Genomic DNA, 25,876 nt, shown 5'->3' with positions numbered 1-25,876 from the left:
TCGACCATGCCGAAGGAGCCGGCGAGGGTTGCAGGTGCGGCGGTGTTGTGGCTCGACGAGTGCACCCCGGAAATGGCCGGCGCCGTCGGGGGTAAGGCACGCGGACTGTATGACCTCAGGGCTCTCGACCTCGCTGTGCCCGACGGATTCGTGGTCACCACAACGGCATACCGCAATGCGGTCGTAGCCGCCGGGCTCGATACCATGCTGCCCGAGATCCTTGCCGGCACCGGGGATCCCGCCGCCGACCGGCATGCGTCGGAGGAGATCGCGTCGTTGTTCGCCGACATGACGTTGCCCGGTGAGGTGACGACGGCGATCCGGGCCGCCTGGGAGCGACTGGGTACCGGACCGGTCGCGGTTCGCTCGAGTGCCATCGCCGAGGACCGCGAGGACGCATCGTTCGCAGGCCAGCAGGAAACGGAGTTGTGGGTCGTGGGCTGCGCGGCCGTTGAGCGCTCGATAATCCGTTGCTGGGCAAGCCTGTTCACGCCACAGGCGATCGGCTATCGGGCGCGGGTGGGTGTCGCGCCGGAGGACGTCGCGATTGCCGTCGTGGTGCAGCGCATGGTGCCCGCGGCCGCCGCGGGTGTTGCGATGACGCTCGAGCCTGTCACCGGCGACCGCTCACAGATCTACCTCGAGTCGGCGCTGGGGCTGGGGGAGGGCGTCGTCAAAGGCGATGTCGAAACCGACAGGTTCTGGATCGACAAGGCCACCGGCGAAATCAGCAGGTGCGAGATCGCGGCCCAGTCGCGTGCGCACCGTTTCGATCGGCTCACTTCCACGGTCCGTCTGGTCGAACTTGCACCCGACGAGGGGAGCGCGCCGAGCATCAGCGACGAAGTGGCCCGGCGGATAGCGCAACTCGGCCTGCGCATCGAGAAGGCCGCGGGACGCCCGATGGACATCGAGTGGGCGGTGGACGCCTACGGCGAAGTGCACCTGGTACAAGGCAGGCCGGAAACGGTGTGGAGCAACCGTCCTGACCCGCCCGGCGCCGCCGAACCACATTGGCGCGCAATCAGTGTGACCAATTTCGGTTCTCCGCCGGATGCGACGTGGAGCACCACCAATGCGGGCGAGGCGGTCCCCGGAGTGCAATCGCCGCTGGGCGCTTCGATTTTCGAGGAGCATGCCGAGTTGGCGTTCCGGGAGACGTTCAAGGTGATTGGCGCGTTGTCGCCGGAGGAGGCCCGGTACACACCGGACCGCGCCAACCGCATCATCGGCTTTCATTTCGGTCGCTGCGCACTGCGCGTTGACCTGCTTTGCGACTGGGTCGACCGCATCCCCGGCGGCAACGGCGAGGCTACCGCGAAGGACATTTTCGGCTATGTGCCCGACGGGTACGTACGTCGTCGCCAGTTCCGTCATTACCCGCGGGTGCTGAGCCGCATGTGGGTGCCGTTTGTGAAATATCCCCGGATCGTTGCGGGGCAGCGTGCTGACGCTCGCAGCTACTGGTCGGAATCGCTGCGGACGTTACCCGGGCTCGACGCCGACGCCACCAGGCGGCTGCTCGCCGAGGCCATCCCGAGGACGGGCCGTACCATCGTCGATCACACCACCCTGGTGTTCGGGGCGGTTCAGCCCGCCTTCGAGCAGCTGGTCAAACTCGCGAAATCTGCCGGTATCGACCCGCAACGCCTGATGGCCGGCCACGGCGGGCACGAGGAGACCGAGGTGTTGGTCGACCTGTGGGAGTGCGCGCATGACCGCATGTCGCTAGCGCAGTTCATCGACCGCTATGGATTCCATGGGCCCGCTGAAGGGGACCTGTTGTCGGTGCCCTGGCGGGAGGATCCGGCGCCGGTCATCCGGCTGATCGAAACGTATCGTTCCCTGCGCGAGGAAGATTCGCCCGCTGCCGCGGCGCGTCGCCGGATCGCGGACCGCGAAGCCGCCGAGCGTGAGCTGATCGCGCGGGTGCCCGCGGTCAAGCGGCCGGTCGCGCGGTTGCTGCTCAAGCTCGCGCGCCGCTATGTCCCGATGCGCGGGATAGGAAAAGGCGCGTTTGTGCAGAACTTCGACGTAATTCGGGCCGCGGCGCGCCATCTCGGTGACCTGCTGGTGGCCGACGGGGTACTCGACCATCGCGACGACGTGTTCATGTTGACCGCGAACGAGATCGTGAGCGCCGATTCCGCGGGCTTCCGCGATGCCGTCACGCAGCGCCGCGTGATCCACCAGATCTATACCTCGATGGATGTGCCTGCCGTCTGGGTCGGGGTACCCGAACCGGTGGTCGACCAGCCCGTGATCGATCCAGCCGCCGAGACCATTTCCGGCGTTGCCGCCAGTCCCGGCGTGGTCGAGGCTCCGGTGCGGGTGGCGCTGGACCCGGGCACATGCGAGATTGTGCCGGGAGAGATCCTGGTCGCCCGCGATACCGATCCCGGTTGGGCGTCACTGATGTTCGTCTCCGGCGGCCTGGTCGCCGATATCGGCGGCGTCATGAGCCACACGGCCGTGGTGGCTCGCGAACTGGGCATCCCCTGTGTCGTCAGCACCGGGCATGCGGTGCGGATGCTGCGCACCGGCGATGTCATCCGGCTGGACGGGGGTAACGGCCTGATCCAGATCGTGCGGCGGGTGGATCCGGCGTCCGCATGAGCGCCGAACCCGTTACGCGGAGCACGACCGATCCTGGCGTCATCCACCGGCCGTCGAGCAGCCGAACTTGGTGGACCACAGGCAATGTCGCCGAGGCGGTGCCCGGCGTGCTAACCCCGTTGACATATACGTTCTGGACTGGGCCCTTCGAGCGGAGTGTGCGGGGCAGCTACGCGGAAATGGGTGTGATATCACGCGCCCAGGGGCGAAAGGTCACCGACGATCCCGATGACACCGCACTCGGTATCGTATTCGGGCGTGCCGTGCTCAACGTGAACCTGATCCTGTCGGTGGGCGCGGGACTGCCCGGCACCAACGCCGCGGAAGTGGCCGCCAACATCCTCGGCGATACCGCGGACAACATCACCGCGCTTCCCCCGAACACCCCAATGCGCTATCCCGTTGTGCTGGCCAGGCGTCACAAATGTACGAACCGGAACGGCACTCATTCGAAACGGGGACACGATTCGAGTCGACGGGAGCCGCGGCACCGTCACTCGAGTGTCCGGTGCACCCAGAATGGTTGGTAAATAGAAGAATTCGACGGCAGCCGCTGCCGGGCGGGGTTTCGCGGCTATAACTGGCCCGGGAAGGGGTCGTTCTGTCCGCTGGAGTACGGGTCGGCCTCGACCTTCTTACGGCGCGTCACCAACTCCTTGAGGACGCCGAGTCGGCCGCCCTTGTCCTCGAGGCGGAGGTGCTTGAGCATGACGCGTGCCGCGTTCTGCCCGGGCATACCGCTGATGCCGGCGACCGGGTGCGTGCCCGACCCGGTGAGGTAGAGGCCGTCGACGGGAGTCTTGTAGCCGGCGAAGCCGGCCACCGGCTTGTTCGGGCCGAACCGGCTGATGGTCGGATCCACGTGATAGACCGAACCGTCGATCGCCCAGAACCGCTCCTCGATGTCGGGCAGCACCAGCGGGCGGACGGCGACCTGCATGTCTTCCACGCCTTTGTAGTAGATCTCAGCGTCTCTGAGGATGCTGTCGGTGATCTTCTTGCGGGCCACGTCCCAGCCGTCCTCGGGGTAAGAGGGGGTCAGGCCGGTCCAGAACCACCACAGATCCTTACCCGGCGGCGACATCGACGGGTCGAAGGAGTTGGTCACCTGGGCCAGCCCCGGAATCGCGTCGGGAACCTTGCCGCGCACACAGGCACGTGCGGCTTCGAGGGCCTGCTCGTAGGTGTGGTAGCAGTTGCAGGCCTGTCGCATGTCGATGCCGTCGCCACGCCACTTCTCGTGTTTGGACATGTCGACCCGCCCGGACAGCGCCACGTTCACCTTGGCGTCGGCGATACCCCGCTTGCGGGTCGGAATGTGGTCGGCGGCATTCTGCTTCTTGGGCTCCAGCACGCCGCGGGGCAACAACCTGGTCAGCGTGGTCTTCGGGCTGCACGCGGTGAGCACTGCGCGACGGGCCCGTATTTCGGCTCCGCCCCGGATGCGCACCCCGGTGCACCGGTTGTTGGTGACGATCAGCTCCTCGACGGGCGAGTTGGTTATCACGTCGCCGTGGTTGTCCTTGATCACGCCGATCAGCGCTTTGGGCAAGGATCCGGTGCCGCCGTGGAACATTGCCACGCCGTACTTGCTCAGCACACCGAGGTAGATCAACGACCAGCCGGACATATCGGCGTCGAACGGCATGAACGGCAGGCTCGACAGCATCGGCGCGCGGATCATGTCGTGCTCGAAGCTCTCTTCGACGGCCTCAGCCTGCGAACTGGACATCCAGCGGCCAAGAGCGGCTAGTTGCTTACGGTTCTTCAGCACCGCGCGAGCCGACTTCAAGATGTTCTTGATCTCCGGCTCGGTGACGCTGGTCTGCATCATCGGCAGGCCGATCTCGACGGCGGCGTCGATCACTTCGTAGAGTTCCAGCAGCGCGCGAGCGTCCTTCTTGGAGAAGTACTCCAGCTCGGCCGCGGTCTTGCGGGGGTCGCGCCACAGGCCCAAGGACGCGCCGTCAGCCGCGAGTTGGAAGTGTGCGGGATCGATGACGGTCTGGCGCAGCCCGTACTGGCGGGACAGGCCCAAGTCCTGGTCGATGGTGGTGGTGCGGAACAGCGACGCCTGGATGGACGCCTCGTTGATCGTGTATTCGGGCGCCTCGGGGGCAAAGGGATTCGTCGATGTCATACCGCCCGCGGTGGGTGCGGCTTCGACGACGAGAACGTCGAGCCCGGCCTTGGCCAGATACGCGGCCGCGACCAGCCCGTTGTGGCCCGAGCCGACGACGACGACGTCTGCCTCACGTGGTACGGGAGCGTCCTTCATGACCAGCCCTTCGGTGCGGTGGGGCGCCGTGCTGCGCCCAGCGTGAATCTAATTATCATTAAAATCGTATCGGATGAGACCCGCTGTGTCGATGGAGTCTCGTGCACCGGACTCAGAGCCGGGGCGGGCCGTCGCTCGGGCACACCGTCCGGCGAATATTTCTGAGAACTTGTGAACCAAAATTCTTGACCACCGCATTTAGCGAACTATTCTCGTTGCAGCAGAGCGCAAACCATCGGCTGCGTGCGTGGTGGCAAGCGATCGTTAACCCGAATGGGAAGGCAATGTCGGAATGGCCGAGATCCACGACCTCCGTATCACGATTTCCGAGCCCGACATCGCCGACCTGCGCGAGCGGTTGAAGCGCACCCGGTGGCCGGACGCCGAGACCGTCTCGGACTGGTCGCAGGGCATCCCGTCGTCGTATGTTCGCGAGTTGGCCGGGTACTGGGCGGAGAACTACGACATGAACCGGCTCGCCGAGCGCCTCAATGCTTATCCGAACTACCACGCGACACTCGGCGATTTAGGGGTCCACTTTCTGCATGTGCGCTCCCCGCACGACGGTGCCCGGCCGTTGATCCTGACGCATGGCTGGCCGGGCTCGGTGCTGGAGTTCCTGGACGTGATCGGTCCGCTGACCGAGCCGGAGCGGTTCGGTGGCGCGGTCGAAGACGCCTTCCACGTGGTCATTCCCTCATTGCCGGGATACGGGTTCAGTGCCAAGCCGACGATAACGGGCGTGGGCATCGAGCGAATCGCCGACGCGTGGGATGAACTGATGGCCGCCCTGGGCTATCACGGCTACTACGCTCAGGGCGGTGACTGGGGCGCCTTCGTGACCACGGCGATGGGCATCAAGCGTCCGGCCGGGCTGCTCGGGATTCACGTCAACATGGCGCTGGCTTCGCCCGAAGCGCTGGCCGGCCTCGGTGAACTCACCCCCGACGAGCAGGCCGTCGGGGGACTGCCGGCGTACCTGGAGCAGGAGGGTGCCTACGCCGTGCAGCAGGCCACCCGCCCGCAGACGCTGGGGTATGGGCTCGCCGACTCGCCCGTCGGTCAGCTCGCTTGGATCACCGAGAAGTTCTACGCCTGGACGGATTGTGACGGACATCCGGAGAAGGCCGTGGCGCGCGATGTCATTTTGGACAATGTGATGCTGTATTGGCTGACCAACACGGCCGCCTCCTCGGCCCGGTTGTATTGGGAAAGCTTCTCGGCGATCAGCTCGTTTGCCGAGGTCGCCCTGCCCAGCGCCTTCAGCCTCTTTCCGAAAGAAATCATCAGAGTCACCGAACGCTGGCTACGCACCAGATTCACCGACCTCCGCTACTACAACGCCGTCAGCAAGGGCGGCCACTTTGCCGCATTGGAACAGCCCGACGTCTTCGTCGACGAGGTCCGTTCCGCTATCCGGGCACTCGGTTAGAATCTAATCTCATGTCAAAAATGACGGGCGAAGCGCATCCCCTGGTCGTGACGCTGGACGGTGGCGCCCAGCTTCCTCGGATGGTGCTGGGTAATAAGGGTTATGGCATTGATGCGATGCGCCGGCAAGGGTTGCCGGTGCCCCCGGCATTCTGCATCACCACCGAGGTGTGCGCCAGGTTCTTCGCCGATCCGCAACGCTGTCTCGACGACATCTGGAATGACGTGCGCGACAAGATGAAAGCCCTCGAAAGCGAGACATCGCGCACGTTCGGGCACGGTCCGCGGCCGCTGCTGGTCAGCGTGCGCAGCGGAGCGGCGCAATCGATGCCCGGGATGATGGACACCGTGCTCGACCTCGGTATCGACGACGCGGTCGAAGCAGAACTTGCGGCCGCCGGCTCGGTGGAATTCGCGCGCGACACCCGACGGCGCTTCGTCGAGATGTACCGCCGCATCGTGCTGGGCGGTGACCAAAACGCCGAAGTTCCTACCGATCCCTGGGCGCAGCTGCGGGGCGCGATCGAGGCCGTCTTCGCCTCGTGGAACAGCCCGCGGGCGATAAGCTACCGGGCGCATCACGACCTGGACGACAGTGCCGGCACCGCGGTCGTCGTGCAGGCGATGGTTTTCGGCAATCTGGCGCGCGATTCGGGAACCGGCGTGCTGTTCTCCCGCAATCCCATCACCGGGGCCAACGAGCCGTTCGGCGAATGGCTTGCCAACGGCCAAGGTGAGGACGTCGTATCGGGCAGTGTGGACGTGCACCCCATCGCCACATTGGAGGTTGAGCAACCTGCGGTCTACGAGCAACTGATGGCCGCGGCACGCACGCTGGAGCGCATTGGCGCCGATGTGCAGGACATCGAATTCACCGTCGAAGAAGGGAAACTGTGGCTGCTGCAGACCCGGACCGCCAAGCGGTCGGCACAGGCAGCGGTGCGCCTGGCATTGCAGTTGCGCCATGAAGGACTGATCGACGACACGGAGGCGTTGCGCAGGGTGACACCCACGCATGTCGAAACCCTGCTCGAGCCTGCGCTGCAGCCGGAAACACGTTTTTCCGCAACGCTTTTGGCGAGCGGACTACCGGCCTGCCCCGGCGTCGTCTCCGGAAAGGCCTATGCCGACGTCGACGACGCCATCGATGCGGCCGAAGAAGGCGAGGACGTCATTTTGGTGCGCGTGGCGACCAATCCCGACGACGTGCACGGAATGCTTGCCGCGCGGGGCATCGTCACCGAGATCGGCGGCGCGACATCGCATGCGGCGGTGGTGAGCCGGGAGATAGGTCGTCCCGCCGTGGTGGGGTGCGGTGCAGGGGTGGCGGCCGCCCTCGACGGCAAGATGATCACCGTTGACGGCGATCAAGGCGAGGTGCGCGAGGGCATCCTGGAACGCACGGCGTGGTCCGAGACGGGCTCGCCGGACTTGGCCGAGCTCACCGAGATCGCCCGAAGCATCAGCCCGATCCGTGCCCACCCAGGTGGTGACTACGCAGTGCTTGCCGACACGTCTCCGGCGGCAGTGGCCGACGCCCTCGCCGCCGGTCAGACCGATGTCGTCTCACCTCACCCACTCATCACCATGCTGATCGCGCTACGACTGGACGAAGACAAGAAAGGACTGGCGAATGTCTGAATTGACCGTGTTGCAGGCCGTCCGGCTCAAAGGCCGCGTCGCCGAAGACGATCTCGCCGCGACTCTGGGCGAAGACCCCTCCGACGTGAAGGCGACGCTGGCCGAACTGACGGCCGCCGGCCTGCTGGTCGCGGCCAAAACGATTCGTATCAGCCCCGAGGGTCGTGAGCGGCTCAATTCTCTTCTGGCAGAAGAGCGTTCGGGAATAGACCAGGGTGTCCTGGCGAAGGCTTACGACGATTTCCGGGTAGTCAACAACACGTTCAAGGCGCTGATGGCCGACTGGCAGATCAAGGACGGCCAACCCAATGCCCACGATGACGCCGACTATGACGCCGCCGTGCTGAGCCGCCTCGACACCGTGCATGAGCAGGTACAACCCATCGTGGCCACGGTAACCGCGCTGGTGCCGAGGCTGAGCGCATACGGCACAAAACTGGAGTCGGCCTTGGCCAAGGTGAAGGCCGGCGACACGATCTGGCTCGCGCGACCGATCATCGACTCCTATCACACGGTATGGTTTGAGCTGCATGAGGAGCTCATTGCCGCCTCGGGACTCACTCGCGAGGAAGAAGCCAGGGCGGGTCACGCGAGCTAGCTCGCACCCCGACGTCCCGCGCCGCAGCCAGGTGTTTAATCTAGAATAAAAATCTCTGGTTGAGAGGTGGTGGATGTGAGCTCTGCGTTGAGCGACGAGGAAAGCCTGCTGGTAGAGACGGTCCGGGCGTTTGTCGATCGCGACGTCAAGCCGACGGTCCGCGATGTCGAACACGCCAACGAGTATCCCGAGAAGTGGATCGAGCAAATGAAGCAGATCGGGATCTACGGGCTGGCCGTCCCCGAGGAATACGGTGGCTCGCCGGTATCGACGCCGTGCTATGTGCTGGTGACCCAGGAATTGGCGCGCGGCTGGATGAGCCTGGCCGGCGCGATGGGTGGGCACACCGTGGTGGCCAAGCTGCTGACCTTATTCGGCACCGAGGAACAGAAGAAGACCTATCTTCCGGCCATGGCGTCCGGCGAGGTGCGCGCGACGATGGCATTGACCGAACCCGGCGGGGGCTCCGACTTGCAGAACATGGCCACCACCGCGGTATCAGACGGGGACGATCTGGTTATCGGGGGCACCAAGACCTGGATCTCCAACGCACGTCGCTCGGGGCTGATCGCCCTGCTCTGCAAAACCGACCCCAAGGCCACACCGCGGCACGCCGGCATCTCTGTCGTTCTGGTGGAACACGGTCCAGGCCTGACGGTTTCGCGTGATCTGCCCAAATTGGGTTACAAGGGCGTGGAGAGCTGCGAGCTGTCCTTCGACGGCTACCGCATCAGCAAGTCGGCGATTCTGGGCGGCACTCCCGGAAAGGGATTCGCCCAGATGATGAAAGGCTTGGAAACCGGACGTATTCAGGTTGCCGCGCGTGCGCTCGGTGTGGCCACGGCCGCCCTGCAGGACGCGCTCGCCTATGCGCAGCAACGGGAGAGTTTCGGCAAGCCGATCTGGAAACACCAGTCGGTGGGCAACTATCTGGCGGATATGGCCACCAAGCTCACTGCGGCTCGCCAACTCACCCTTCATGCCGCCGAGCGTTACGACCGGGGTGAGCGCTGCGATATGGAGGCCGGCATGGCCAAGCTCTTCTCCTCGGAGGTGGCCATGGAGATCGCGCTGGACGCGGTGCGGATCCACGGCGGCTACGGCTACTCCACTGAGTTCGACGTGGAACGCTACTTCCGCGATGCACCCTTGATGATCGTCGGTGAGGGCACCAACGAGATCCAGCGCAACGTGATCGCCGCTCAACTCGTCGCACGCGGCGGGATCTGAGCGACGCAGCAAGGTCCCTGCGCGCCGGGGTTGTTCAACGCAGCATTGTGCGGCAGGCACGGAACCAGATCCGCCGCGGCAGGTGGGCGGCGAGCCATGCGAAGGCGGCGGCCTGGGGCAGCGGCACCAGCTGTCGCCTGCCGTCCTGCAGGGCTTTCATGCCTGCCCGCGCGCATTCTTCGGCGGTAGCTGTCAGAAACGCGGGTTGACGATTGGTCTGGCGCGAGGCATTGGCCGTCTCCGCGAACTCGGTGTCGACGTTCGCCGGTGCGAGCACCGTCACGGTAATTCCGGCCGGTTTGAGTTCGCTGTGCAGCGCTTCACCCAGCGACGTGATCGCGGCCTTGGTGGCCGCGTACGGCGCGAAGTAGGGCATCGGCTGGTTACCGGCCATCGAGGAGACCAGCAATATTGCTCCGTGTCCGCGGCTGACCATCGGCGGGGCCAATTCGCGGGTCAGGGCAACGGTTGCCTCGACGTTGGTGCGCACCATGGTGATCAGCCGGTCGACATCGTGATCCAGATAGGGGCCGACCATCCCGAATCCGGCGCACAGGATCAGGGCGTCGAGTTGATAATCCAGGGCGCCGAGATCGACCAACATGCGTGCGCGGTCCAGCGGATCGGAAAGATCGCAGGCCAGGATGTCGGCCCGGATTCCGTGCCGGGTCCGAAGGTCGGCCGCCAGCGTCTCCAGGCGGGCACGGCGGCGGGCCACCAGTACGAGATTGTGGCCGCGGCCGGCGAGTTCTTCGGCAAATGCCCGACCTATTCCCGACGACGCTCCGGTGACGAATGCCGCCGAATTCGGTTTGGGTGCAGGAATACTCATCGGTGAGGGAGGTCGACCGACGTAGCTGTCATCAGAAACCTCCGGTCGCCGCGCCGGCGCGTTCGCTGTCCCGCACTTCGGAAAACGCTACAACAAGCGTCGCATACGTGCTAGATTTTAATGTTAGTAAGAAAATGGTGGATCGTGGCTTGCGCGGGCGGACTCGCGACGCAGCAAGCGGCACCGCCGCAAATACCGGCGACGTGATGCGTTCCGCCGGCACCGTCGGAAAACTGCAATCGATAGGAGCGGCAAAGTCGATGACCGTCACCGAGATCGCCAAGACCTGGGGGCCGTTGGCCGAACCCATCCACCCCGATGCCGCCCAGCCTGGTGACCCGGTGTGGAAAGACAATGCCTACCTTGCCTTCTGGGACACGGCGAACGAGATTTTCGGCACCTTCCACGTCTCGACGTCCCCGAATGGCACCGGCGCCCGGCGGGCACGGTGCAGTGTCACGGTACGGGGCAAAGTTCTCGAGATCATCGAGGATCTGCCACCAGGCAGCTTCACCAGCGAATCGATCGACTTCGGACTCGACGGCGTGATCAAGGTGCGTCACCCGCGGTTGCAAGCCGATCTGGTCAACGTTCCGCTGTTCGTCGCGGCGGATTACGCGGTCGGCGGGGTGGTGCCCGAGTTGGTGCCGGGCAAACCGCTGCAACATTTCCAGCAAGCCTGTGAGTTGACCGGCACTCTGGTGCTCGACGGCGCCGAGACGACGGTGCGGGCGCACGGTATGCGCGACAGAACCTGGGGTTTCCGCGACGAGGCCGCACAGTGGATCGAATATGCCGGTTTGGTGGCAGTCATCGGCGACACCTTCATCACGGTGATGAAGTTTCTGGGCGCGGACGGCACGCTGCGATCCGACGGCTTCCTGATCGACGCCGACCGATCCCGCACGATCGCCGACGTCAACTTCGGTCGCAACGCCGCCGGACAGTTCCGGACAGCCCGGTTGCGCGACGTCGACGGCGATACCCGCGTGGTCACACTGTCCTCGAGACTGGCCGGATTCTTCGTGCCGATGGGCGCGGACTCCGACGGTCCGTCGTTCGGCACCTATGACGACTTCATGGCGTTGGACAGCGAAAATGGTTCCGGTGCCGGGTTTTTCGAGCAGGGCATCCTGCACCGGGTGCACTGAACGCGTCGCATGAGTAGTCGATCGATCGTCGCGCAGCAGCTGGACAATCCCGAGGTCGATCCGGCGCTGACCTGGACGACAGGAAATATCGCCGAGGCCTTCCCCGGCGTGTTCACCACTTTCGGTTACACCTTCGTCGAAGAACCGATGGAGCTGGCGTTCCGCAAGATGCTGGTCCGGCTCGGGGTGTATGAGGCCGGCGAGGTGTATTTGCCCGAGCGCGCCGAGGACATGTGCTTCACCTTGTTCGACGGCCGCGGTGTGGCCAACATCAACAAGTTTCACGACATCGCGGGTCTGATGCCCGGAACCTCGGCCTCCGCGGTGGAACAGCAGCTGTTCGGCTACGTGCGCCCCGAAACCGTCGACCACAATTCCCGGCGCCGGTACCCGGCGATCGCCGCCAAGGCGCCGTTGCTGATGGCCACCCTGCCACGCCGGCACGACAGCATGGTCGTCGGACTGCGCTCCTGGCGCCTTGCTGCGTTGGCGCGCCTTGACGGACTCGACCGTGCCGGAACTCTCGAGCTGCTCGCCGACGCGCGCCAGCGGTTTGAGGACATGATGATCCTGCATTTGATCGTCGCGTTGGCCAGCTCCGGGCTGGCCGAGCGGGTCACTGCGATGTTGGGCAGGCTAGGGCTGGCTGAACTGGAGGCGCCCGTTCTCTCCGGCGTCGGTGCCGTTGAGAATCAGGTTGCCGCCGACCTCTGGGCGTTGGCGCACGATCGGATCACGTTGCGCGACTTCACTGATCGTCATGGCTACCACGGGCGCGACGAGGGTCAGCTGTCCGGCGTGTCGTGGCGCGAAGACCCGTCACCGGTGTTGGCGCGGCTGGACGACTACCGCACTATCGAGGCCGACAATCCACGGGCACCGCACCGGCGTAGCGCTCAGCAAATGGCAGCGCGGCGCCAGGCGATGGCGCGTGCTAAGGCGGCGGCGCCCGCGTTGCAGCGGCCCGTGCTGGACTTGGCAATCCGTGCCGCCGTGCGCTTTCTCGTGCTGCGCCAACAGGGCAAGGCCGGATATCTGATGACCTTCGATGTGGCCCGCGCCTGCGCGCGACGACTGGGCGCGGATCTGGTTGCGGCCGGGTCGCTGGAACAGCCCGACGACGTCTTTCACCTCAGCTACGCAGCCCTGCGCAGCGGGCGACTCGATCGTGAAATCGGTGAGATTGCCACTCGCCGTGCGCAATTCGTCGAGCGTCAGTCGCACCGGCTGCCACACGCCTGGTCGGGCCGGCCGCAAATCACCACCGTGGCACAGCATGATTCGGCCGCGGGCGATGTCAGCAGTCTGAAGGGCGTGGCGGCCAGTCCCGGCGTCGTGACCGGGCGGGCGCGGGTGGTGCACGATCCGTCAACCACCGAATTGGACGAGGGCGACATCCTGGTATGCGAGACCACCGACCCCAGTTGGGTTGCCTTGTTCCTGGTGGCCGCGGCCGTGGTGACCGATCACGGCGGCATGCTCAGTCATGGTCCGATCGTGGCCCGCGAATTGGGCATCCCCTGCGTGTGCGGTACCGAGATCGGCAGCCGGCGAATCCGGGACGGCCAGATGATCAGGGTGGATGGCGACGCCGGCGTGGTCGAGATCATGGCACCTGCGGTGAATTCCCCGGGTTAGATTTGAGTTGGATCTGAGTTTGCTAGGCGAGTGGTCAAGACCTAGACCACGACGGTGGGCGTGTGGTAAAAACCAGCCATTGTGTTTTTAACTTTACTTAAAACCATTGGCGCACCGGCGGTCACTGTGGCGCAGCACCAGCGTAGCCGGACGTGTCGCGACGTTGGACGTCAACAGCTCCGGAGTCCGGGAGCATGACAGAGGCGCCCGAGATCAGGGGGGCATCGATGGCGCCGAAGCTCCTGTCGTCGGCCGGGTCAAGACGGTATGACCGACGTTGATACCAGGCGGCCCGTCCTGGCCCGCCTGATCCGTTGGTTTGCGGTGCCGATCATCATCGGTTGGATCGCGCTGACCGTCGTCGTCAACATGATTGCGCCGCAGTTGGAAGTGGTCGGAGAGCGGCACGCGGCGCCGATGGCACCCATGGATGCGCCGTCGATGAAAGCGATGATGCGCCAGGGCCACAACTTCAAGGAATTCGATTCCAACAGTACGGTCACGATCGTCCTGGAAGGTGAACACGAACTCGGCGAGGCGGCGCACCGTTTCTACGACCAAATCATCGCAAAGTTGAAGAAGGACCCCGAGCATGTGCAACACATTCAGGACTTCTGGAGCGATCGGCTAACCGCGGCCGGAGTCCAAAGCGCCGACGCCAAAGGCGCCTACGTGATCCTGAATCTCGCCGGCGAGCAAGGCACGACGCTGGCGAACGAGTCCGTCGAAGCCGTCCGTAAGGTCGTCGCTTCCACGCAGGCCCCGCCGGGTGTGCAGGCCTACGTCACCGGCTCAACTGCGCACAGCTATGACGAGTACATGATCGGCAACGCAAGCATGAACAAGATCACCCTGTTCACGCTTGCCGCGATAGCGATCATGTTGTTCCTGGTCTACCGCTCGATCGGGACCACATTGATCCAGCTCTTCATGACCCTGGTCGAATTGGCGGTATCCCGGGGCGTGATCGCGGTGTTGGGTAATTACGGATTCATCGAGCTTGCGGTATTCGCGACGGCGCTGCTGACCATGTTGGCCATCGCCGCCGGAACCGACTACGGAATATTCCTGATCGGACGTTACCAAGAGGCACGCACGGCAGGTGAAGACCGAGAGACGGCTTACTACACCACTTTTCACGCAGTCAGTCCCGTCGTACTGGGTTCGGGTTTGACGATCGCGGGAGCGGCGTATTGCCTGAGCTTCACCCGACTGCCCTGGTTCACCACAATGGGTTTGCCGGTCGCAATCGGCATGTTGGTCGTCGTCGCCGCCGCGCTCACCCTGGGTCCGGCCGTGCTCACGGTGGCCAGCCGCATCGGCCTATTGGAGCCCAAGAAGGCGCATCAGGGTCGATTGTGGCGACGGTTGGGTACCGCCGTGGTGCGCTGGCCCCTGCCGATCCTTGCCGCCAGTGCGGTGGCCGTCCTGATCGGGATGATCGCATTGCCGGGATACAAGACGCTGTACAGCGAACGCTACTATTTGCCCGACAGTGCCCCGGGCAACGTCGGGTATGCGGCCGCGCAGCGCCATTTCTCGGAGGGGCGGCTCAATCCCGACTCGCTGATGATCGAAGCCGACCACGATATGCGCAACCCCGCCGACATGCTGGTGCTGGACAGAGTGGCCAAGAACGTGCAGCGGGTCCCAGGCATTGTGATGGTGCAGGACATCACGCGACCACTGGGCATTCCGATCGAACACAGCTCGATACCGTTCCTGATGAGCATGCAGAGCCAGACGACGATGCAGAACATGGCATTTCTGCGGGAGCGGATGAACGACATACTCAAGATGGCCGACGAACAACAGGTATCGATCGATTACCTGCAGCGGATGTATGAGATTTCGACGCGGCTTGCCAACGTCGCACACGAAACCGCCGACGACTCCGCGCAAACGGCGGCTATCACCGACGAATTACGAAACCACATTGCGGATTTCGAGGATGTCTGGCGGCCCGTCCGGAGCTATTTCTACTGGGAGAAGCACTGCTTCGACATCCCGATCTGCTGGTCGATTCGTTCTCTGTTCGATGGCCTGGACGGGATCGATCAGCTGGACGAGAAGCTGCACGAGCTGACCAAGGACATCGGTCGCACCGCCTCGCTGACACACGAAGTGGCCGACTTGTTGCCTCCGATGCTGGCCAGTTTGAGGACAACTCGGGCGCTCACGCTTGCAACGCACAGCACCTTCCAGGCGATGATCAATCAGATGGAGGCGATGAGCAACACCGGCGTGGTGATGGGGCAAAGTTTCGACGCTGCCAGAAACGACGACTTCTTCTATCTGCCCCCGGAGGCTTTCGACAACGCGGAATTCCAGCGGGGCCTCAAGCTCTTCTTGTCGCCGGACGGCAGGTCCGCGCGGTTCTTCATCAACCACGCGGGCGATCCCGCAACCCCGGAGGGCATCTCGCGAGTCGACGCCGAGCGAGCGGCGGCGCAGGAGGGTCTGAAGCAATCCTCGCTGTCGACTGCCAAGGTGTACCTCGGCGGCACGGCCGCCACCTACAAAGACATGCACGACGGCAACACCTACGACCTGATGATCACCTCGGTGGCCTCGCTCACGCTGATCTTCTTGATCATGCTCGTGCTGACGCGGAGCCTGGTTGCCGCGCTGGTCATCGTCGGCACCGCAGCCAGCTCGATCGCGGCATCCATCGGGCTTTCCGTGCTCATCTGGCAAGACCTGTTCGGTATCCGGCTGCACTTCTCGGTGATGCTTTTCTCGGTCATCGTCCTGCTGGCTGTCGGTTCCGACTACAACCTGTTGTTGGTTCATCGAATCAGGCACGAGATTCACGCTGGGCTGAAGACAGGAACGATCCGGGCGATGGCCGGAACGGGTGCCGTGGTCACCTCCGCCGGCCTGGTGTTCGCGTTCACTATGGCGGCGATGCTCGGCAGCGACGATCGCATTGTCGCCCAGATGGGGGCCACCATCGCGTTGGGCCTGCTGCTCGACACACTGATCGTCCGTACGCTGTTGATGCCCTCGATCGCTACCTTGCTGGGCCGCTGGTTCTGGTGGCCGCAAATTGTCCATCCGCGGGGCATTGACAATGTGAACCGCGCGTCAGCACGGTCCGAGGGTGTGAATACGCGGCCAATACCGGTGCCGCAGTAGGCCTTCCGGCGCATTGCGGCACGGGAGCCGACGGCGCCCTCAGCCGACCGAGAGCGGGGCTCGCTCGAGTAGCTCCACCGTGCCGGCGCCGCCGTCGACGCGGACCCGGTCTCCGTCGCGGAGTAGTCCCGTGCCGTGACGGGTGTTGACCACCGCTGGAATGCCGAGTTCACGCGCGACAACAGCGGCGTGGCTGATCAACCCGCCGATGTCCACGACAAGTGCCGCCGAGACGAACATGATCGATGCCCAACTCGGGTCGGTGGTGTGGCTGACCAGAATCTCGCCGGGCTCGACCTCGGCAAAGCTGGGGTCGGTGACGATTCGCACCGGACCTTCGACGCGCCCGGCGCTCGCGCCCACCCCGCAGATCACGTCTCCGATGGTGGCGCGCTCGGCCGTGACGTCGACGGGATCCGGTGTGCCACGCCAAGAGTGGGGTAGCTGGATGCGCCGGTAGTCCTCGCGGCGGGCACGTCGGGTCGCCACCAGGTCGCGGGCATTGGCGGGCAGTCCACCGCGCAGATCGGCGAGCGTGAGGTAGAAGATGTCATCTGGATCGTCGAGGCGGCCGCCGTCGACGTATATCTGCCCCAGTCGACGCGCCGCCGCCCGCGACACGTCCAGTGCCTGAACGAAAGCCGCCTTGCCCACTCCGCGCATGGGCAGTACCCGGGCTGCCAGCGCCAGGATTGCGCGCGCCGGTGTCCGGTAGGTCCGGGGTAACGCACAGATCACCTCCCGCTGCATCGGCGGCAGCTCCGCGCGAAGCTGGGCATTGCGGACGATCGGGCTCTCATCGGCGGGTCGCTCGGCATACGCGGAAACGATGCGCCGCAACGGTTCCGGGTCCTCTCGCCACACGTGGCTTGCTACTTCGCCCTCCAGCGGTCCATGGTATCCGTGCTCGGCGACGACGTCGTCGATGTCGATCTCGCCCCGCGATGCGTGCCAGAGATCCTCGACGATACGCATTTCGGCTCCGCCGGTTCCGCTGAGGGTGCCGATGTCGCCAACACCGGCCCGCGCCACCAACGCATTCAATGCGTGTGTCACCGGCGTGGTGGCGGAGAACAGCACGACCCCATGCTCGGTGATTAACTGGCGATAGCGGGCGGCGCCGTCGAGCAGGATCGCCCGGGCCGCGAGCTCGTCAGCGTTGCCGGCGACCGAAACGCTGTCCTTCCACCATTGTTTCGTGGGGTGGGAGAGGGCACGTACTTCGCGGATCGCGCGGTGCGCGGCAATGGGCATCTTGGTGGCGATGAAGGGGTAACGCCTGCGGGTGGGCGTGAACGCCATGGTGTCCGGAACCCGGCCGAGCATCCCGGCGATGGCATCGGGACCCGTGGTGCCCGGCATGCGATCGCCGACCATGCCCAGCCATTCCATACACATCGCGATGCGGCCGAAGAAGATTCGGATGACGGGCTCGCTGATGGGGCCCATGGAGTCACGCTCGGCGCGACTGATGATTCCGATGCGGTAAAAGAGTTCCCGGTTGGCCGGGTCGCTGTCGGATTCCCAGATGCTCCAGCCGAGCGGACTCGCCACACCCGGCATGGCTTCGCCGACGTTGTCAGTCGTCCAGTGCGTAGCGCCCGAGCCGGGGCAGTGCAGCGGATCGGCGTCGCTCATGGTTGCCGAAGCTATCGTAATATTTTACGCTCGTAAAGTATGAGTTCCGCGACGGCCTCGCCACTTGCCCATCCCATCCGCGCCGACGATCCGGGCGGCCTTACGCCGTGGCGCGACAACGCGTTCCTGTCGTTCTGGGACCCGGCACGGGAGGTCTTCGGTACCGTGCACGTCTCCACGTCGCCGAACAGTGGCGGCAGAAGGGCACGCGTGAGCGTGAGCATCGCAGGCCTGGTTCGCGAAGTCATCGAACCCCTGCAGCCGGGATCGTTTCGCAGCGCGAGCATATCCTTCGACCTGCAATCCGGTCGCGCCAGCGTCGACGCGCCGGGACTCGAGCTCGATCTGCAGACGGCGCCGTGTTTCACAGTGGCTGACTTCAGGTCCAAAGAGGTGATCCCGCGGATGGGGGGCGAACCGCTGCAACACTTTCAAACGACGGTGGTCGTTTCAGGGCGCTGTCGCATCGACGGACGCGACAGCGTGATCGACGGGCGAGGTATCCGTGATCGCACCTGGGGCCACCGCGACGAGTCGGTCAATATCTCCGAATACGCTTGGATCTTCGTGACATTCGCCGATTTCTCCGTGACGGTGATGCGATTTCTGGGCGACGGCGGCCACGATGTCACCGACGGGTTCGTGCTGGACGAGCACGGGTGCCAACCCGTCGACGGCATGGCACTCACTCGGGATGCGACGGGGCTGTGTGCCGGTGTGGTGCTGAGCCGCAACGGAGGCCATGTGTTCGAAATGCGTTCCAACGGTAGGCGGGCCGGGTTCTGGGTGCCGATGGGCGAGGAGCGGGCTGGGCCGGCGATGAGCTGCTTCGATGAATTCGCGTCCTTCACCACAACGGGTGGGCGCGCCGGTTTCGGGCTCGCCGAACACGGCGTCGTCCGCAGGCTCTTCTGAGACACACTCCCAGGCGCGTATCCGGTGCGCGCGGATCGTCTTACTGCTCTCCGGTGATCGGTCGACTGACCAGGCTGCGCCGTGCGGATCGCTCGTGGAAGCAGTGCACGATCGATCCGTCGGACGCAACGAGTCTCGCCTTGCCCTCGATGAGGACGATCGGATCGTCGGCAAGTTGCCAGTCGATGCCGTTGACATATTCGTTGTCCATTGTCATCAGCATCGGCAGCGCATGGCGCAACTCCGACGAAAACTCAAGGCGCTCACCCGAGTCGATTTCGATCAGCACATCACCGGTGCTCGGTCCGCCCGCGGTGTCCGCAAGCTCGGCCAGCTCGAAGCGGGTGACCTTGTGCTGCACTCCATTGCGGATCAGCGCGCCGAGCGTATGACCGCCCCCGTCGGGTGTGAGCATGCGGACCGCGTGGCAGGTCCAGTCATCGTGGACCAGCATCATGAAATGATGGCGGTGCCAGCCGGTGAAATCCCGCTTCCCGGCTGAGTGGTCCTTGAAACCGATGCCGTCGAGTGAGTACACCTCGTCGCCTACCCGCACGGTTCCGGTGGTGGTGAACCCCTGCTGGATGTGTTTTTCGCCCGCGAAATCCAGCCGCGTGTCGCTGCCCGAATACATGTCCCATTCGTGTTGGCGCCCAATCGCTTCGACGTCAAACGTGACGGTCGCAAGCGGTGCCCCGCTGCCCTCGTGGCGCAGTGCCAAGCTGTCGATCGTCGTCAACTGTGCGACGCTGTCGAAGCGTGCCGTCCATCCGGCGGGTGTCATGGTGAGATCGAATCCCTCGAGCGTCACACCGAGGGGATTGGTGCTGCGGCCCCAACGACGGTCGACGGTAAGCCGACGATTGGGCAGGTAAACGACAACCTGCACCCACCACATGGCCAGATCGGTGGGATGGCGGCCGGCATGCAGATAGAGCCCGACGCCTTGGTCCGGGTTCCAGCACCCGTTCCACCGCGTCTCACTCCACCGCGCGATGTCGTCGCGGGTGGCGACGTTGTGGTCCAGGGAAATATCAGGCTGAGAACTCATGGGTTTGGCAGCGGTCATCGGATTCACGTCGTCCCCGCACGAGTTCGGCCCGCCCGAGGTTTGCCGGCGCGTTGGCGCGCGGCGACGTCCTCGCGCAGCGAGCGCATCATCATTTCCAGCCCCGTATCGAAGGAGGCCGGCGGGTCGGGGCGGCCGGGTTGCTTGGGCCGGAGCCGGTCCAGCAAGGTGTATCCCAGGATGTAGCTGGTCAGTGAGCGCAACACGTCGGCGCTGTGGGCCTGCGACAGGCCGGCCTTGCGCAGCGTCGTGATGAGCGCCTGCCGGAAATCGTCGAGTCGCACCGTGTCGGCCTCGGCGATGATCAGCTCGACCACGCCGGGGTGACGCTTCAACGTGTCGTGGAAATCGTGCATCGCCGCGTCAATCTGGTCGTCCCAGGCCAGGTTTGGGTCCAGGTCGCTGGCCAGCGGGGCGAGCGCATGCCCGACCATCGCCGCGAGCAGGTCGGCCTTGTCCTCGAAATAGTGGTAGGGGGTCATCGCGCTGATCTTCATGCGCCCGGCGAGTTTGCGAAGGTTCAACGCCGCCAGTCCTTCGGCGTCCACCAGGTCCAGTGCGGCCTCGATCACCATCTCGCGACTCAGCGTCGGTTTCGGGCCGCGGCGGCGCCGTTCATCTGTCGTCATCGAGCTTTCTCTTTACAAGTGTAAGAATGGCTTCTACTGTACATACTGCGTCAAGGATCGCAGTGCACCCCCGCGTCGGGTGGAGACGGGTGCCAATTGGGTTGTCGAGGTGGCTATGACGATAAACGACGGGGTAGTCGGTGAGGTCGTCGACGACCTCAGCGCCTACGTGATTTCGGGCGCGGTGAGCGCGGTGCAGGGCGACGTGGACTACGAGTCCGATCAGCGCACACCCGCGCAGGGAATCCAAGATGCCGTCGAAGCCGAAAAGCTGGGCTTCCGAGCTGTTTTCCTCTCCGAACGCTGGGATATCAAACAGGCCGACGTGATTTTGTCCGGTGCGGCGGCGCTTACCTCCCGCATCGAATTGGGCACCGCAATGGTGTGCCCCCCGACCCGGCAACCCTGGCTGATGGCGGCGCTGGCGGCCACCATGCAGGCCTGCTACGGCCCCCGGTTCACGCTCGGCCTCGGACGCGGCACCGATGCGATCTGGAATGACATGGGCCTGAAAATGCCGAGTTACACAGAGATGGCCGACTACGTCGACATCCTCCGCCGGCTGTGGCGCGGCGAGACAGTGAATTACGACGGACCCGTGGGCCGCTTCCCGGCCTTGGCCTTCTCCGAGACGGTGCCGGGTCCGCCGCCGCCCGTGTGGTTCGGCACGTTCGCCCGACCCAAGGGGGCGGCATTGCTGGCTTCGTCGTTCGACGGAGTGCTGCTGCCGCCGGTGCTGACCCCCCAGGCCACCGCCAACGCGGTCGAACGCATCAAGGTGGCGTGTGAACGAATCGGCCGTGATCCCACCACGATTCGGATCTGCCAGGCGGTCATCACCGCGCCCGGGCTCGACGACATCGAGACACGTTCGTTGGCGCACGGCCGAGCGGTCGGCTATCTGCAGTATCCCGGCTACGGCGAGACGTTGATCGAGGAGAACGGCTGGGATATGGCGGTGATTCACCAGCTCCGGGCGCACCGCCAGCTGGCCGCCAACGAGAAAGTGGCCGACCGGCTTTACCACCGCCACCAATTGCTGGAGCCTGCCAAACTGATCCCCGACGAGTACATGATCGACAGTTGCGCGATCGGATCGGTCGACGAGTGCGTCACCTCGCTGCAGCGGTTCCGTGACGCCGGTGCAGACGAAATCGCCACGTACGGAAGCACACCCGGCCAGAATGCCAAGTTGATCGAGGCATGGAGAAACCGATGACCACGCAGGACGATCAGTTCGTGTTCAACCCGCTCGACCCGGACTTGGCGGTGGACCCCTTCCCGATCCTGGCACGATTGCGCGAGATCGATCCGGTGTTCCACGCGGCCGCGCTCGGCTCCTTCGTCGTCACCGGACACGACCCGGCCTGGAAGGTGTTGGCACGCAGAGACGGTGACCTGCGCTGGGAACAGTTCCAACGTATGCGGCACGGCGACGGTGTCATCGACGAACCGTATTTCACCATCATGGCCGACAGTGTCCTGATGAAGGCGGGAGACGATCACACCCGGGTGCGCAAGACGTTTCAGCGCAACTTTCGTCCCGGCCTGGTCGACAGCCTGCGGCCGGTGATCACCGACCGCGCTCACGAACTGATCGATGCCTTCACCGATCCGAGCGGCGGACCCGGCCGGGTCGAACTGATGGCCGCCTACGGTTCACCCCTACCGCTGTCGGCGATCAGCCAACTGCTGCACGTCCCGCACGAGGACGAAGCCGACATCCACGAGTGGATGCACGGCTTCAAACTCGGTATCCAGATGCTGCCGCTGGACGCCACCCAGCTGAAAGTGGCCAACGACTCGATGATCGCGCTGGACAACTACTTTCGGGGTCTGGTCGCCAAGCGGCGTGCCGAACCGGAAGACGATCTGGTCAACAGCATGATCGCCGACACCGACGACGGCACGCTGACCGAGGACGAACTGATCGCCAACCTGTGGAGTATCTACGTCGGCGGCCACGACACCAGCGCGCTGTCCATCTGTAACGCGGTGGCGACGTTGTTGCTGCACCCAGACCAACTCGCTGCGTTGCAATCGGATATGTCGTTGCTGCCCAACGCTGTCCAGGAAATTCTGCGTTACATCGGAACCGTGCACGGCACCCACCGACTGCTCACCGAGGACATCGAGCTCGGTGGCCACCACATCCCGGCGGATACGCCGATCATGGTGTACCTCTCAGCGGCCAATCACGACGAAGGCTGGTGTCCGCATGCCGAGTCCTTCGACATCACCCGCGACGTGCCATCTGATCACCTCGCGTTTGGCCACGGTCCGCACAAGTGCCCGGGACAACACATGGCCCGCGCGGTGATCGGCATCGGCGTCGAAGCCCTGCTCACCCGGTTGCGCGGACTGCGGATCGAAGAACTCGAATGGGAGCGTGACGCGCTGCTTTTCCGGGGGCCCGAGAAGCTGGTGCTGGCATGGGATTCCAGCGAGGCACGACCATGAGCGCCTCGCTGAAGTTGCCGCACGGCCTGGAACCGGAGCGGGAGTTCCCAGCGCAGAGCTACCCCGACAACATCCCCCTGTGGACCGAAAACTACTGTTTCGTCGCCTACGACCCCGGCAGCCAAGTGGGATTGTGGACGCATCTGGGCCGCGCTCCTTTCGATTCCACGCTGTGGCGTGAGCTTTCCATCGTGTACCTGCCCGACGGCGACCGGCTGGTCAACAAGGGTTATGGCCGCAGCGAGACACCGCACGGCCCCGGGGGAGCGACCATGGCCTTCCAATGTGTCGAGCCGTTCCGGCAGTGGCGAATGAGTCGCGATGGCGGTTCGATACGCACGACCGTGGACCGTCTCTATGACGGCATGGTCGCCGACCAGCGCCACGAACGCGTAGCGTTCGATCTCACCCTGGACTGCTCTGGGGGAGTGTGGGATTGGGGCGAGGTCGAGGATGCCCATAAGTGGGGCAAGTTGCACTACGAGCAGCTCGTCGGCGTCAAGGGGACGATCGCCGTTGGTGGACAGTCGATTCCGTTCGACGGTCACGGCTTGCGCGACCACACCAGCGGCGCGCGGGACTTCACCATATTCTCCAGCCACATCTGGTCCTGGGCGAATTTTCCCAGTGGGCGCGGGTTCATCCTGCTCCACCTGGTGGTCAACGGCCAGTACCTGACGCGTGCCGTAATCCAGGAGAACGGCACGCTGACCGCGGTGGAACTGCACAACTCGCCGGTGCTGACACAACGCTCCCAACATGCCGAGCCCTATGTGCTGGAGTTGGGCGAGCACCGTATCAGCGCGGAGATCCTTCATCCGCTCCCCAACGGATTCGACGGGCCCAACGACATCTGCATCGGCTACGACCCGGCCGTCACCGCGACCGCGAACTTCGAGAATCTGTCGCGGTTCGAGTGGGACGGTGAGATAGGCTACGGCCACACCGAGCGATCACTCAAACTCCGGTGACGCCAAGCATGACCGCCGGATGGGATCCGCTGCATCAACCGGGCCGGGATGAAACCCATTGGTCCACAGTCAATGTGGGGGAGGCGCTGCCAGGTGTCGCCACACCCCTGGGTTGGTCGATCTGGTCGGACATCGGCGACCGCATGTGCCGCGACCTGTCCTATGCGATCGGGGTATTCGACAAGACCGAACGTCTCCAGCCGCCGCCTGGACCCGATCGGATCATCACCACGTTCTACGGACGTATCGCGATGCGGACCGAGTGGCTGGCCGCCGTCGGCGACCGGATGCCCGGCACCACGGGCGAGGTAGCGATCGCCGGCATGCTCGGCGAGGCCCCACCGACGATGACCTTCGCGCCGACGATGCGGCGTTATCCCGTCATCGCCTACCGGCTGCCGTATGCGGCGTTGACGATGCCGGGCAAGGTTCGACGGCTGGCACCGCAGATCGATGCGTGGTGGCGGGCCGAGATACCGCGGCTGGCAGCTACCGATTTGGCCGGAGCTGTCACGATTTTCGACGGCGCAACCCGACGATTCTCCGAGACGATGACCGCGCACGGTATCGCACTGTTCGCCGCGATCACCCCGTTGATCAACGCGCTCACGGCTTTGGTTGAACGCGCCGGCATCGGCGACGTCGGGGTGCTCTCCGGTACCGGGGGTGCCGAAATGTCGATGATCGAGGACATCTGGAAAGCCTCGCGTGGTGAGTTGACCCTCGATGAGGTGGTTGCCAACCAGGGCTTCCACGGACCCTTGGAAGGTGAGATCTCCAGCCGCGTCTGGCGCGAGGATCCTTCCCCGCTGGCGGCTGTGATCGAGCGCTACGCAGCAATCGACGAAAGTGCCGGCCCGCTGGCCCGGGAGCGGGCGGCCCGCGACCGCCTGCCCGCGATGCAGGCGCAGGTGCTCGCGGCGTTGCCCGCCGCCGCACGGCCCGCAATTCGGTTGCTGCTCAACCACGCCGCGCGCACAGTTCCGCTGCGCGGGGTGGGGAAGGCTTCGTTTCTGCAGGCACTCGACGTGGCTCGAGCCGCTGCGCGCCGCGTCGGCGAGCATCTCGCGAAGGCCGGTGTCTTGGCCGACGCCAGTGACGTCTTCTACCTGACCGTCGATGAAATCGTCGGGGATCCGCCCGCCGACAAAGGAGTTGCGCGGGAACTCGTCAGCTGCCGTCGCGAAAGACGCGCGCAGTATCAGCGCCTCGAGCTGCCGTCATGGTGGCGCGGCACCCCGCAACCCACGGAGATCCAGGCGCCGGACGACACTTCCGCCGACGAGGTGAGCCTCACTGGGATTGCCGCCGGAAGCGGTGTGGTGGAAGGACCCGTCAGGGTGGTCCACGACCCGGCGGTGGTAGAAGTCGAGCCCGGCGAGATTCTGGTCGCCCCGACCACCGACCCAAGCTGGGCGTCCATCATGTTCGTGTCGTCCGCGCTGGTTGTGGACATCGGAAGCGTCCTCAGCCACGCGGCGGTGGTGGCCCGCGAGCTCGGGCTGCCCTGTGTGGTCAACACCCGCACCGGAACTCGCGTACTGCGTGACGGCGACCTCGTCCGGGTCGACGGGTCCGCCGGCACCGTGCAGCTGATCAAACGCGCCGAGAAGTAACACACCTCAACGGAGAGGCCACCGA

The 25,876-nt window shown here is 64.7% G+C and carries 20 protein-coding genes; 14 read left to right on the top strand and 6 right to left on the bottom strand.

Annotated features, from left to right (window positions below; translation table 11 throughout):
- Positions 1-6: 6 nt before the first annotated feature.
- Both MKCMC460_RS23175 and MKCMC460_RS23170 read left to right on the top strand, forming a co-directional pair.
- Positions 7-2,616 carry a PEP/pyruvate-binding domain-containing protein gene (locus MKCMC460_RS23175; RefSeq protein ID WP_238304886.1) on the top strand — a complete coding sequence of 870 codons (2,610 nt, stop codon included), beginning with the start codon at positions 7-9 and terminating at the stop codon, positions 2,614-2,616.
- Positions 2,613-3,146 (top strand): hypothetical protein, encoded by a 534-nt coding sequence (locus MKCMC460_RS23170; RefSeq protein ID WP_236977372.1) that lies wholly within the window; start codon positions 2,613-2,615, stop codon positions 3,144-3,146. Before MKCMC460_RS23175 ends, MKCMC460_RS23170 begins: the two co-directional genes overlap by 4 nt.
- A gap of 44 nt (positions 3,147-3,190) precedes the next feature.
- Here MKCMC460_RS23170 and MKCMC460_RS23165 read toward each other — a convergent pair whose 3' ends face one another.
- Entirely contained in the window at positions 3,191-4,894 is a 1,704-nt protein-coding gene (locus MKCMC460_RS23165) for an NAD(P)/FAD-dependent oxidoreductase (protein WP_236977370.1), read from the bottom strand.
- Positions 4,895-5,186: 292 nt separating this feature from the next.
- Here MKCMC460_RS23165 and MKCMC460_RS23160 point away from each other — a divergent pair, with 292 nt between their 5' ends.
- From MKCMC460_RS23160 to MKCMC460_RS23145, 4 genes are all read left to right on the top strand, one after another.
- Positions 5,187-6,326 (top strand): epoxide hydrolase family protein, encoded by a 1,140-nt coding sequence (locus MKCMC460_RS23160; protein WP_238304885.1) that lies wholly within the window; start codon positions 5,187-5,189, stop codon positions 6,324-6,326.
- Between the two features lie 11 nt (positions 6,327-6,337).
- The gene (locus MKCMC460_RS23155; RefSeq protein WP_236977368.1) at positions 6,338-7,966 is read left to right on the top strand and encodes a pyruvate, phosphate dikinase; all 1,629 of its coding nucleotides are present in this window, start codon (positions 6,338-6,340) and stop codon (positions 7,964-7,966) included.
- Positions 7,959-8,564 carry a MarR family transcriptional regulator gene (locus MKCMC460_RS23150; RefSeq protein WP_236977366.1) on the top strand — a complete coding sequence of 202 codons (606 nt, stop codon included), beginning with the start codon at positions 7,959-7,961 and terminating at the stop codon, positions 8,562-8,564. The genes MKCMC460_RS23155 and MKCMC460_RS23150 overlap by 8 nt, the downstream gene beginning before the upstream one ends.
- Positions 8,565-8,639: 75 nt before the next feature.
- Positions 8,640-9,794 carry an acyl-CoA dehydrogenase family protein gene (locus MKCMC460_RS23145; protein ID WP_236977364.1) on the top strand — a complete coding sequence of 385 codons (1,155 nt, stop codon included), beginning with the start codon at positions 8,640-8,642 and terminating at the stop codon, positions 9,792-9,794.
- Between the two features lie 34 nt (positions 9,795-9,828).
- Here MKCMC460_RS23145 and MKCMC460_RS23140 read toward each other — a convergent pair whose 3' ends face one another.
- Together MKCMC460_RS23140 and MKCMC460_RS23135 are read right to left on the bottom strand one after the other, a co-directional pair.
- Positions 9,829-10,626: an SDR family oxidoreductase gene (locus tag MKCMC460_RS23140; RefSeq protein WP_236977362.1), complete on the bottom strand. Its 798-nt coding sequence runs from the start codon at positions 10,624-10,626 to the stop codon at positions 9,829-9,831.
- A gap of 31 nt (positions 10,627-10,657) precedes the next feature.
- Entirely contained in the window at positions 10,658-10,897 is a 240-nt protein-coding gene (locus MKCMC460_RS23135; protein WP_236977360.1) for a hypothetical protein, read from the bottom strand.
- Here MKCMC460_RS23135 and MKCMC460_RS23130 point away from each other — a divergent pair.
- The 3 genes from MKCMC460_RS23130 to MKCMC460_RS23120 all read left to right on the top strand — a co-directional run bounded on the left by MKCMC460_RS23130 (position 10,887) and on the right by MKCMC460_RS23120 (position 16,553).
- Positions 10,887-11,777 (top strand): hypothetical protein, encoded by an 891-nt coding sequence (locus MKCMC460_RS23130; RefSeq protein WP_236977358.1) that lies wholly within the window; start codon positions 10,887-10,889, stop codon positions 11,775-11,777. The two genes, MKCMC460_RS23135 and MKCMC460_RS23130, sit on opposite strands and share 11 nt — an antisense overlap.
- 9 nt (positions 11,778-11,786) lie before the next feature.
- Positions 11,787-13,415: a PEP-utilizing enzyme gene (locus tag MKCMC460_RS23125; RefSeq protein ID WP_236977356.1), complete on the top strand. Its 1,629-nt coding sequence runs from the start codon at positions 11,787-11,789 to the stop codon at positions 13,413-13,415.
- A 267-nt stretch (positions 13,416-13,682) separates the two neighbouring features.
- Positions 13,683-16,553 carry an RND family transporter gene (locus tag MKCMC460_RS23120; protein WP_238304883.1) on the top strand — a complete coding sequence of 957 codons (2,871 nt, stop codon included), beginning with the start codon at positions 13,683-13,685 and terminating at the stop codon, positions 16,551-16,553.
- A gap of 39 nt (positions 16,554-16,592) precedes the next feature.
- On the opposite strand, the gene MKCMC460_RS23115 is transcribed toward MKCMC460_RS23120, so the two are convergent.
- Positions 16,593-18,191 carry a PEP-utilizing enzyme gene (locus tag MKCMC460_RS23115; RefSeq protein ID WP_236977354.1) on the bottom strand — a complete coding sequence of 533 codons (1,599 nt, stop codon included), beginning with the start codon at positions 18,189-18,191 and terminating at the stop codon, positions 16,593-16,595.
- A 39-nt stretch (positions 18,192-18,230) separates the two neighbouring features.
- Here MKCMC460_RS23115 and MKCMC460_RS23110 point away from each other — a divergent pair, with 39 nt between their 5' ends.
- Complete coding sequence (locus MKCMC460_RS23110) at positions 18,231-19,106, top strand: hypothetical protein (RefSeq protein WP_236977352.1); 876 nt, start codon at positions 18,231-18,233, stop codon at positions 19,104-19,106.
- A 40-nt stretch (positions 19,107-19,146) separates the two neighbouring features.
- Here the strand turns inward: MKCMC460_RS23110 and MKCMC460_RS23105 are convergent, their stop codons facing one another.
- Positions 19,147-20,175, bottom strand: a complete 1,029-nt coding sequence (locus MKCMC460_RS23105; protein WP_238304881.1) for a hypothetical protein — start codon at positions 20,173-20,175, stop codon at positions 19,147-19,149.
- 5 nt (positions 20,176-20,180) lie between these two features.
- Positions 20,181-20,804, bottom strand: coding sequence for a TetR/AcrR family transcriptional regulator (locus MKCMC460_RS23100; protein WP_238304878.1), 624 nt, complete (start codon positions 20,802-20,804; stop codon positions 20,181-20,183).
- 115 nt (positions 20,805-20,919) lie between these two features.
- On the opposite strand from MKCMC460_RS23100, the gene MKCMC460_RS23095 reads away from it, so the two are divergent.
- The 4 genes from MKCMC460_RS23095 to MKCMC460_RS23080 are packed head-to-tail and all read left to right on the top strand — an operon-like array spanning position 20,920 to position 25,851.
- The gene (locus MKCMC460_RS23095) at positions 20,920-22,023 is read left to right on the top strand and encodes a TIGR03857 family LLM class F420-dependent oxidoreductase (RefSeq protein ID WP_238304877.1); all 1,104 of its coding nucleotides are present in this window, start codon (positions 20,920-20,922) and stop codon (positions 22,021-22,023) included.
- Complete coding sequence (locus tag MKCMC460_RS23090; RefSeq protein WP_238304876.1) at positions 22,020-23,264, top strand: cytochrome P450; 1,245 nt, start codon at positions 22,020-22,022, stop codon at positions 23,262-23,264. The genes MKCMC460_RS23095 and MKCMC460_RS23090 overlap by 4 nt, the downstream gene beginning before the upstream one ends.
- On the top strand, positions 23,261-24,235 hold the full coding sequence (locus tag MKCMC460_RS23085; protein WP_238304875.1) for a hypothetical protein: 975 nt from the start codon (positions 23,261-23,263) through the stop codon (positions 24,233-24,235). The genes MKCMC460_RS23090 and MKCMC460_RS23085 overlap by 4 nt, the downstream gene beginning before the upstream one ends.
- Before the next feature lie 8 nt (positions 24,236-24,243).
- Positions 24,244-25,851: a PEP-utilizing enzyme gene (locus tag MKCMC460_RS23080; RefSeq protein ID WP_238304874.1), complete on the top strand. Its 1,608-nt coding sequence runs from the start codon at positions 24,244-24,246 to the stop codon at positions 25,849-25,851.
- Positions 25,852-25,876 lie beyond the last annotated feature (25 nt).

The organism is Mycobacterium sp. 20KCMC460 (assembly GCF_022179425.1).
Lineage (GTDB): Bacteria > Actinomycetota > Actinomycetes > Mycobacteriales > Mycobacteriaceae > Mycobacterium > Mycobacterium kiyosense.
Note: the sequence above shows the minus strand (reverse complement) of the source record. Positions and strands in the feature narration are given on the sequence as shown.

Bases quoted from the DNA above. Each gene is read 5' to 3' on its own strand.
- MKCMC460_RS23175 (WP_238304886.1), top strand. From the start codon at position 7: ATGCCGAAGGAGCCGGCGAGGGTTGCAGGTGCGGCGGTGTTGTGGCTC.
- MKCMC460_RS23170 (WP_236977372.1), top strand. From the start codon at position 2,613: ATGAGCGCCGAACCCGTTACGCGGAGCACGACCGATCCTGGCGTCATC.
- MKCMC460_RS23165 (WP_236977370.1), bottom strand. From the start codon at position 4,894: ATGAAGGACGCTCCCGTACCACGTGAGGCAGACGTCGTCGTCGTCGGC.
- MKCMC460_RS23160 (WP_238304885.1), top strand. From the start codon at position 5,187: ATGGCCGAGATCCACGACCTCCGTATCACGATTTCCGAGCCCGACATC.
- MKCMC460_RS23155 (WP_236977368.1), top strand. From the start codon at position 6,338: ATGTCAAAAATGACGGGCGAAGCGCATCCCCTGGTCGTGACGCTGGAC.
- MKCMC460_RS23150 (WP_236977366.1), top strand. From the start codon at position 7,959: ATGTCTGAATTGACCGTGTTGCAGGCCGTCCGGCTCAAAGGCCGCGTC.
- MKCMC460_RS23140 (WP_236977362.1), bottom strand. From the start codon at position 10,626: ATGAGTATTCCTGCACCCAAACCGAATTCGGCGGCATTCGTCACCGGA.
- MKCMC460_RS23130 (WP_236977358.1), top strand. From the start codon at position 10,887: ATGACCGTCACCGAGATCGCCAAGACCTGGGGGCCGTTGGCCGAACCC.
- MKCMC460_RS23125 (WP_236977356.1), top strand. From the start codon at position 11,787: ATGAGTAGTCGATCGATCGTCGCGCAGCAGCTGGACAATCCCGAGGTC.
- MKCMC460_RS23120 (WP_238304883.1), top strand. From the start codon at position 13,683: ATGACCGACGTTGATACCAGGCGGCCCGTCCTGGCCCGCCTGATCCGT.
- MKCMC460_RS23115 (WP_236977354.1), bottom strand. From the start codon at position 18,191: ATGAGCGACGCCGATCCGCTGCACTGCCCCGGCTCGGGCGCTACGCAC.
- MKCMC460_RS23110 (WP_236977352.1), top strand. From the start codon at position 18,231: ATGAGTTCCGCGACGGCCTCGCCACTTGCCCATCCCATCCGCGCCGAC.
- MKCMC460_RS23105 (WP_238304881.1), bottom strand. From the start codon at position 20,175: ATGACCGCTGCCAAACCCATGAGTTCTCAGCCTGATATTTCCCTGGAC.
- MKCMC460_RS23100 (WP_238304878.1), bottom strand. From the start codon at position 20,804: ATGACGACAGATGAACGGCGCCGCCGCGGCCCGAAACCGACGCTGAGT.
- MKCMC460_RS23095 (WP_238304877.1), top strand. From the start codon at position 20,920: ATGACGATAAACGACGGGGTAGTCGGTGAGGTCGTCGACGACCTCAGC.
- MKCMC460_RS23090 (WP_238304876.1), top strand. From the start codon at position 22,020: ATGACCACGCAGGACGATCAGTTCGTGTTCAACCCGCTCGACCCGGAC.
- MKCMC460_RS23085 (WP_238304875.1), top strand. From the start codon at position 23,261: ATGAGCGCCTCGCTGAAGTTGCCGCACGGCCTGGAACCGGAGCGGGAG.
- MKCMC460_RS23080 (WP_238304874.1), top strand. From the start codon at position 24,244: ATGACCGCCGGATGGGATCCGCTGCATCAACCGGGCCGGGATGAAACC.